We start from the raw sequence: 8117 nt of genomic DNA, 5'->3' as shown, positions 1-8117 counted from the left end.
CGTCGCAGTGCTGCCCGTTCCGGCGGACAACGCCGCGGTGGCCGCGCGCAGGATCGACGCCGGTACCCGCCTGCTGAGCGAGTCCGGCGCCGTCACCGCCAGCCACACCGTGCCGGAGGGACACCGGTTCGCGGTCCGCCCGGTCGCCGAGGGCGAGCCGGTGCTCTCCTGGGGCCGTCCGTTCGGCACGGCCACCCGCCCGGTCCAGGCCGGTGAGTACCTGGTGAGCGAGCGGATGCTGGACGTCCTGCGCGGCCGCTTGGCCCCGTCCGCCCTGCCGCCGGCCAACATCGTTGACGTCGCGCTGGTGCCCTACGAGCTGGACGAGGACACGGTCCGGCCGGGACAGCAGTCCACGCCCAGCACGCCCGGCGGCACCTTCTGGGGCTACAGCCGTGGTCCGGGGCTGGGGGTTGGCACCCGCAACCACATCATCCTCGTGGCCACCTCGTCGCGGACCGGCGCCTTCGTGCAGGCTCTCGGACGGCGGCTGGGCGACGTGGGCCGGTCCGTCGACGGGCTGGACCCGGTCGTCACCGTGGTGCACACGGAGGGCGGACGGCGTCGCTGGACGCACAACCGCGAGCTGGTGCTGCGCACGCTGGCCGGGTATGCGGTGCACCCCAACGTGGGGGCCATGCTCGCCGTGGACGAGCCGGGCTCCCCGGTGCGCAACTCCGATCTGCGGGAGTTCGCGCAGCGATCCGGCTACCCGGCGACCGGGCGACCGGTGGGCTTCCTGACCCGGACGGGCTCGGTGCAGGAGGATCTCGGCAGGGCCGAGGCGATCGTGCGCTCGTGGGTCTCGCTGGTCACCGCCGCGCGCACCGAGCAGCCGATGAGCGCGCTCAGCATCGCCCTGCAGTGCGGCGGCTCCGACGCGTTCTCCGGCATCACCGCCAACCCGTTGGCGGGCGCGGTGGCCCGCGAGGTCGTTGCGCACGGCGGCTCGGCGATCCTGGCCGAGACCGACGAGCTGATAGGGGCCGAGGACCACGTCGTGTCCAATGTGCGCGACGCGGACACCGCGCGGCGCTTCCTGGCGGCCGTCGACCGGTTCAAGGAGCAGGTCGGCAGGCACGGTCACACGGCCGAGACCAACGTCTCTGGCGGCAACCTGTGGCGCGGGCTGTACAACATCACGATCAAGTCACTCGGTGCCGCCCGCAAGCTGGATCCGCAGGTGCGACTGGACTACGTCCTGGACTACGGCGAGCGGTTGACCGAGCCGGGGTACGCGTTCATGGACAGCCCCGGCAACGACCTGGAGAGCATCGCCGGCGAGGTGGCCACCGGCGCCAATGTCGTGTTCTTCACCACCGGCAACGGGTCGGTGACCAACTTCCCGTTCGTCCCGACGGTGAAGCTGGTGTCCACCACCGGTCGCTACCGGCTGCTGCCTGCCGAGATGGACGTCGACGCCGGGGCCCTGCTGACCGGCACACCGATGGAACAGCTGACCCGTGACGTGCTCGGGCTAACCCTCGAGGTGGCCACCGGTCGCCGGACGGCAGGGGAGCGTGCCGGGCACAGCCAGGTGTCGCTGTGGCGGGACTGGGAGCGGGGACCGGAGGAGCCCGCGGCGCGACCGGGCGACGACGCGACGCTCGACGAGGCCCCCGACGGCGGGCCGGTTCGGCTCGCCGGCGCAGCCGCCGACGCGGGACTCGTCGAGCTGCTCGGCGGACTGCGCGCGCCGCAAGACATCGGCCTGGTGATGCCGACCAGCATCTGCTCCGGACAGGTGGCACAGCAGATCGCAGAGCGCCTGCAGGCGGCAGGTGCCGGCGCCGGCCGGCAGTTCGCGGCGCCGGTGCACACGGAGGGCTGCGGGGTCTCCAGCGGCGCCTCCGAGCGGCTGTTCGCCCGGGTCGTCGTCGGCCACGTCAAGCACCCCCGAGTGCGCGACGCGCTGCTCCTGGAGCACGGCTGCGAGAAGACCCACAACGACTACTTCCGCAGGCACATGGTCACCGACGGCACCGACCCAGCTCGCTACGGCTGGGCCAGCATCCAGCTCGACGGTGGCATCACCGCGGTCGGGGAGAAGGTGGAGCGCTGGTTCGCCGAGCGTGGGGCCACCCGAGCCGGTCGGGGCACGGCCGCAGACCCGGCGTCAGCCCCGTCGGTCGGGATGCATGCCGTCGGGCCGGTGCCGGACCGGGCAGCACGGGTCTTCGGCCGGATCGCCTGCGCTGCTGTCGCGGCGGGGGCGAGCGTGCTGGTCATGGAGGAGTCCGACCTGATCGGGAGCCGGGCGTTCCTCGACGTGCTCGGACTCGCGACGGGACCCGGTGCCACCCTCCCGCACGGCGGTTCCCCAGTCGAGCCGGGCCTGCACGTGGTGGCGCGGCCGGGGGAGGACTGGCTCGAGGTGATGGCGGCGCTGGTGGCCGGGGGCGCAGCCGCCCTCCTCGTGCACGTGGCCGGGGTGAGCCTGCCCGGCCACCCATTCGCGCCGGTGCTGCAGGTGTCGGCCGACCCCGGCACTCTGCGGCACCACGCCGAGGACCTGGACGCAACCCTGGCACCCGATCCCGCCGCGGACTCCGGCCTGACCACCGAGCCGGCCGAGGAGGCGGCGACGCAGTCGCTGGCCCGGCTGCTCGGCGCGACGGTGGAGGGCCGGTACCAGACCCGGGCACAGCGCTCGGGCCTGGTCGGCTTCCAGGTGAGCCGGGGCCGTCTGGGGGTCTCCATGTGAGCCGGTGCCAACCCGATCCGACGACACAGCGACCAGGAGAGCCCATGCACATCATCCGCTATGTCCGGCGGGACGACGGCAGTCCCGGCCTCGGGACGCTGGCCCAGGGCCGGGTGTGCCCGATGGCCGGTCTGAGCGGTTTCGCCGACCTCCTGGCGCTCGATCTCGACGAGGCCCGGAGCAGGCTGGATAGCGCGGACCACGAGGCGTCCCTGCCGCTGGAGTCGGTGCTGACGCTGCCCCCGGTCGAGGGGCTGATGGAGGTCTGGGACTCGGGCCTCAGCTACGAGCGGTCGATGGATGCACGCGTGGCGGAAAGCCAGGTGCGCGACGCCCACTCCTGGGTGTACGACGCACAGCGGCCGGAGTTGTTCTTCAAGTCACCGCCCTGCCGGGTGGTCACCGACGGCGAGCCCGTGGCCGTCCGTCCGGACTCGGAGGTGACGGTGCCGGAGCCAGAGCTGGCGCTGCTGATCATGTCCCGTGGGCAGGTGCTCGGCTACGGGATCTGCAGCGACATGTCCTCCCGGAACATCGAAGGCGCCAACCCGCTCTACATCCCGCAGAACAAGACGTCTGCGGGCAGCTGCGCGGCGGCGGTGGGGCGGCGGTGCGGGCCGCCCCCGGCGTCGGCCAGTTCTGCACCAAGCCGGGGCTGCTCTTCCTGCCCCGGGACAGCGGTCTGGTCGACCAGCTCGCGGAGGGGACGTCGACGGCCACACCGGGGCGCATGCTGATGGACCGCACCCAAGCCGGGCACCAGGAGGTGCTGGACTCCCTCGTCGAGCGCCCCGCGGTGCGGGTGCTGGCCCAGGCAGGATCCGACGAGGAGGATGGCATCGTGCCCCCGACACTGCTGGCCACCGATGTCCCCTCGCTGCTGCCGCCCGAGCTGCGCGACGCCAACCCCGGCGGGCTGCTCCGCCGGGTAAACGGGGAGCTGACCACGGAGGATGTGACGTCCTGATGGACCGTTCCCGGGACGTGCTCGAGGCGGTCCGCGATATGGGGGTCGACCTGCTCGACGGGGCCGAGCTGCCTCGATGGGTGCTGGTGCGTCGGCGCAGCGAGCCAGCTGCCGAGGTCGACTTCGACGCCGTAGTGGGATCCGGCATACGTGATCTGGCGGACGGGCTGGGTGGCCTGGCCGGCCGGCGGATCGCAGTGGGCGTCGGCAGCCGGGGCATCCGTGACGTCGCGGCGGTGGTGGCCGCGACCGTCGGCGCGCTGCGGGAGCAGGGTGCAGAGCCGTTCGTCGTCCCCGCCATGGGGTCGCACGGCAGCTCCCATGCGTCCGGGCAGGCCGCGGTCCTGGCCGATCTCGGGGTGACCGAGGAGGCGCTCGGCGTACCGGTCACGGCCACCATGGACACCGTCCTGCTGGGCCGCACCGGCTCGGGCGTGCCCGTGCACCTCGATGCCGCCGTGGCGGCTGCGGACGGCGTCATCGTGGTGAACCGGGTGAAGCCGCACACTGACTTTGCCGGCGACTTCGGCAGCGGGCTGGCCAAGATGGCCGCCATCGGTCTGGGCAACATCACCGGTGCGACCGTCGTGCACGCGGACGGCAGCGCCGAGCTGCCGCGGGTGATCACTGAGTTCGTCGAGGTGCTGCGCGACGCCGGGGTGCTGCTGGGCGGGGTGGCGATCGTCGAGGACTCACTCGGGCGCACCGCCGAGGTGGCCGTCGTGGACGCCGAGGGCGTGGCCGGGGACCACGAGCGACGCCTCGTCGCCCGGGCCCGGTCACTGCACGGGCACCTGCCCTTCGAGGACCTGGACGTGCTCGTCGTCGACACCATGGGCAAGGACATCTCCGGCGCCGGGATGGACACCAACGTGCTGGGCCGGTTCTGGATCCCCGGCGTGCCGGAGCCCTCCGGCCCGCACATCGCCGCAGTGACCGTGCACCGGCTGACCGCGGCCTCGCGCGGCAACGCCTCCGGAATCGGGCTCGCCGACCTGGTCCCGGCGGCGCTGATCGCCGACGTGGACCTGCCCGCGACCTACGTGAACGCGCTGACCTCCGGCACGGGCGGGCTGCGCCGCTCCCGGCTGCCGATGGTGCTGCCCACCGACCGGGACGTGGTGCACGCCGCGGCCCGGATGTGCGGGCGGCGTACTATCCGGGATGTGCGGCTGGTCCGTGTCGTCAGCACCCTGCACTTGGGCGAGATGCTCGTCAGCGAGCCGCTCCTGGACGCGGTGGCCGCCGACCCCTCGCTCGAGGTGGCCGACGAGCCGCGACCTGTCGTCTTCGGCGCGAGAGGAGAGTTGCCCGCGTGGCCGCACCTGTGAACGACAGCATGCCCGCGACCGGCACCGGGCACGGTGGCGTGAGGCCTCGCCGTGTCGCCCTGTTCCTGTCCTGCGCGGTGGACTTCGCGATGCCGCGGGCGGGGACGGCGGCCCAGCGGATCCTCGAGGCGATGGGCATCGAGGTCGTTGTCCCGCCGGCGCAGAGCTGCTGCGGTCAGGTCGCCCTCAACAGCGGGCACACCGGCCCGGCCCGGATGCTCTCCCGGCACTGGGTGGACACCTTCGCGCCGTTCGACGCCGTGGTCAGCCCTTCCGGGTCCTGCGTGGCCACCGTGCACCACGGCATACAGCGGCTGGCCGAGGAGGGCTGGGCCGATGAGGCGCGAGAGGTGGCCGGCCGGACCTGGGAGCTGACCCAGTTTCTGGCCGAGTACGGCGCGGACCTGCCGATGGCTCTCGACGCACGGGTCGCCTGGCACGACTCCTGCCACATGCTGCGCACCCTGGGTGAGAAGGAGTCGCCGCGCACGGTGCTGCAGCGCATCGAGGGGCTGGAGCTGCACGAGGTGGCCGACAGCGAGAGCTGCTGCGGCTTCGGCGGTACCTTCGCCACCAAGTTCCCCGAGCTGTCCTGCACCATGGCCGACCGCAAGCTGAGGACGGCTGCCGAGGCGGACCTGACCTACCTCGTGTCCGCCGACCCCGGGTGCCTGCTGCACCTGGGCGGGCGGGCAGAGAACACCGCCGCCCGCGTCCCGACGATCCACATCGCCGAGCTGGTGCTGCAGGCCATGGACGGCTCGCCCGCCACCACAGGAAGGGTCCAGCCATGACGACCCAGCAGGTGCCTTCGCACACCCGAGGCGGCGCGGGCCGTTCGGCGTCCCTCATCGGCACCGAGGCCGTCGCCCTGGACCGCCCGGAGTGGGCGTCCGGCCACATCCCGGAGCACCGGCGACAGCTCCCGCTGATCGTGAAGGAAGCCGTGGACCGGCCTGAGTCGCGGCTCACCGCCGACCGGCTCTCGACCCGCAGCCGGGAGTGGGGCATCGGCCGGTGGACTGGGCGGCTTGCCACCCTGCGGGAGGAGGCCGCAGCGATCCGGCGACGGACGCTGGGTGACCTGGAGGGCTACCTCGACCAGCTCCAGCAGAACGTCGAGGCGCACGGAGGTGTCGTGCACCGCGCGGCGGACGCGGACCAGGCGCTGGGGGCCATCGACGCGATCGTGCGCCGTCACGACGCCGGGATGGTGGTCAAGTCCAAGTCGATGGTGACCGAGGAGATCCACCTCAACGAGCACCTCGAGAAGATGGGCGTCGACGTCGTGGAGACCGACCTCGGCGAGTACATCGTGCAGGTCGCCGACGAGCGCCCGTCACACATCGTGGCGCCGGCGGTCCACCTCTCTCGTGGCGACGTCGCCACCCGGTTCGCCGCGCTGGCCGGCACCAACCTGGGCGACGAGCCGCAGGACCTGGCCCGGTTCGCCCGGGAGCGGCTGCGCGAGGACTTCCACACCGCCGACATCGGGATCACCGGCGTCAACTTCGCGGCGGCGGACACCGGGACGCTTGCCCTGGTGACCAACGAGGGCAACGCGGACATGGTGATGTCCCAGCCGAAGGTGCACATCGCCGTCATGACGGTGGAGAAGGTGATCCCCTCCTTCGACGACCTCGCCGTGCTGCTCCCGTTGCTCTCGCACGCCGGGGCTGCTCAGGAGATCACCGTCTACCAGTCCCTGGTCAACGGTCCGCGCCGGCCCGGTGAGGACGACGGCCCAGAGGAGCTGCACCTGGTCATCCTGGACGGCGGGCGCAGCAGGCTGCTGGGTGGCCGCTACGAGGAGGTGCTGGCCTGCATCCGCTGCGGCGCCTGCCAGACGGCCTGCCCTGTGTTCGCCTCCGTCGGCGGCGGGCACTCCTACGCCAACGTCTATGGCGGTCCGATCGGGGCGGTGCTGACGCCGCTGCTGTCGAAGCGTCCCGAGGACCGGGACCTGGCCTACCTTTCCAGCCTGTGCGGTGCCTGCGGCGACGCCTGCCCCGTCAAGATCCCGTTGCCCGACATGCTGGTCGACCTGCGCGGTGACTACCAGGAGGAGACGTCCGACACTGCCACCCGCTTCCTGTGGAGGGCCTGGTCGGTGGCGTGGAGCCACCGCGCCACGCACACCGCGACCCGTCTCGCCGCGCGTGCGGGCGGCCTGCTGCCGCGCGGTGTCCTGGAACGCCTGCCGGTGGCTCGGGACTGGGCGAGGGGACGCGCCCTGCCGACGACCCGACGAGCCGGCTCCGCACGGCGCAGGGGAGGCCGACGATGAGCACCGACACCGGGCAGGATGCCGCAGTCGGCGCCCCCGCGCAGGGGCTGGCCGACACGTTCGCCGACGCGCTCCGGGCCCGCGGCGGCACCCCGCACCTGGTGGCCGACCTCAAGGCAGCCCGGGACGTGGTCGCCGAGCTGTGTGCCGGGCTGCGCGTCATCAGCGACGACGACCCGGTCCTCACGCCGGTCCTGGAGGGGCTGGTCACCGTCACCGACCCCTGGGTTGCGGACATCGGGCTCACCACGGCCGTGGTGGCCGCCGCGGAGACGTCGACGCTCGGCCTGGCCTTCGACGCCGCCCACCGCCGGCGGACCGCTCTGGTGCCTCCGGTGCATATCGCGCTGGTCCCTGCGGACCGACTGGTTGGCGGCTACGCCCAGACCCTGGGCGCGCTGGGTGCGCTCCGGCCGGTGCCCAGCGGCATCCGCCTGGTCAGCGGGCCAAGCAGCTCCGGTGACATCGAGCAGGTGCACATCAGAGGGATGCACGGACCAGTGCAGGTGCACGTGGTCGTCGTCGCCACCGCCGGGCGCGACACCGCGGAGGAGCACGCCGAGCCGGTGCAGCAGGGGTGCACCGAGCCGGTGACCGAACCGGTCGCCGAGGCCGCGCCGGACGCGGCACCCGGCGTGCCAGGAGAACCTCCCGCTCGCTGACCGCGTCTCAGCTCCCCGGCTGCACCCCCATCGCGGCCAGCGCGGGCGCCGCGTCGTACCCGTGGGGCAGCGGGACCAGCGGGGGCCGCACGGTGCCCATGGAACCGCTGTGTCGGGCCTGGGCGACGGCCTTGAGGACGGCCGGCGATGCGTGCTCTTTGGTCAG

Annotated in this window: 7 protein-coding genes; all 7 read left to right on the top strand. The window is 73.0% G+C overall.

The annotated features are described in order from the left end of the window. Positions 1-2704 (top strand): UxaA family hydrolase (locus ACR2FV_RS09425; RefSeq protein WP_434015436.1); only part of this gene is annotated, 2704 nt, incomplete at its 5' end. Between the two features lie 44 nt (positions 2705-2748). After that, positions 2749-3441 (top strand): hypothetical protein, encoded by a 693-nt coding sequence (locus tag ACR2FV_RS09420; protein WP_434015435.1) that lies wholly within the window; start codon positions 2749-2751, stop codon positions 3439-3441. After that, on the top strand, positions 3435-3671 hold the full coding sequence (locus ACR2FV_RS09415; protein WP_434015434.1) for a hypothetical protein: 237 nt from the start codon (positions 3435-3437) through the stop codon (positions 3669-3671). The genes ACR2FV_RS09420 and ACR2FV_RS09415 overlap by 7 nt, the downstream gene beginning before the upstream one ends. Further along, positions 3671-5002: a lactate racemase domain-containing protein gene (locus ACR2FV_RS09410; protein WP_434015433.1), complete on the top strand. Its 1332-nt coding sequence runs from the start codon at positions 3671-3673 to the stop codon at positions 5000-5002. The genes ACR2FV_RS09415 and ACR2FV_RS09410 overlap by 1 nt, the downstream gene beginning before the upstream one ends. Further along, on the top strand, positions 4987-5796 hold the full coding sequence (locus ACR2FV_RS09405; RefSeq protein WP_434015432.1) for a (Fe-S)-binding protein: 810 nt from the start codon (positions 4987-4989) through the stop codon (positions 5794-5796). The genes ACR2FV_RS09410 and ACR2FV_RS09405 overlap by 16 nt, the downstream gene beginning before the upstream one ends. Next, on the top strand, positions 5793-7289 hold the full coding sequence (locus tag ACR2FV_RS09400; protein WP_434015431.1) for a lactate utilization protein B: 1497 nt from the start codon (positions 5793-5795) through the stop codon (positions 7287-7289). Before ACR2FV_RS09405 ends, ACR2FV_RS09400 begins: the two co-directional genes overlap by 4 nt. Then, positions 7286-7951: an LUD domain-containing protein gene (locus ACR2FV_RS09395; protein ID WP_434015430.1), complete on the top strand. Its 666-nt coding sequence runs from the start codon at positions 7286-7288 to the stop codon at positions 7949-7951. The genes ACR2FV_RS09400 and ACR2FV_RS09395 overlap by 4 nt, the downstream gene beginning before the upstream one ends. Positions 7952-8117: the final 166 nt, after the last annotated feature.

Origin of the sequence: Ornithinimicrobium sp., from assembly GCF_051004135.1 — a bacterium.
Classification (GTDB): domain Bacteria; phylum Actinomycetota; class Actinomycetes; order Actinomycetales; family Dermatophilaceae; genus Ornithinicoccus.
Note: the sequence above shows the minus strand (reverse complement) of the source record. Positions and strands in the feature narration are given on the sequence as shown.

Coding starts and splice junctions, on each gene's coding strand:
- ACR2FV_RS09420 (WP_434015435.1), top strand. CDS start 2,749: ATGCACATCATCCGCTATGTCCGGCGGGACGACGGCAGTCCCGGCCTC.
- ACR2FV_RS09415 (WP_434015434.1), top strand. CDS start 3,435: ATGCTGATGGACCGCACCCAAGCCGGGCACCAGGAGGTGCTGGACTCC.
- ACR2FV_RS09410 (WP_434015433.1), top strand. CDS start 3,671: ATGGACCGTTCCCGGGACGTGCTCGAGGCGGTCCGCGATATGGGGGTC.
- ACR2FV_RS09400 (WP_434015431.1), top strand. CDS start 5,793: ATGACGACCCAGCAGGTGCCTTCGCACACCCGAGGCGGCGCGGGCCGT.
- ACR2FV_RS09395 (WP_434015430.1), top strand. CDS start 7,286: ATGAGCACCGACACCGGGCAGGATGCCGCAGTCGGCGCCCCCGCGCAG.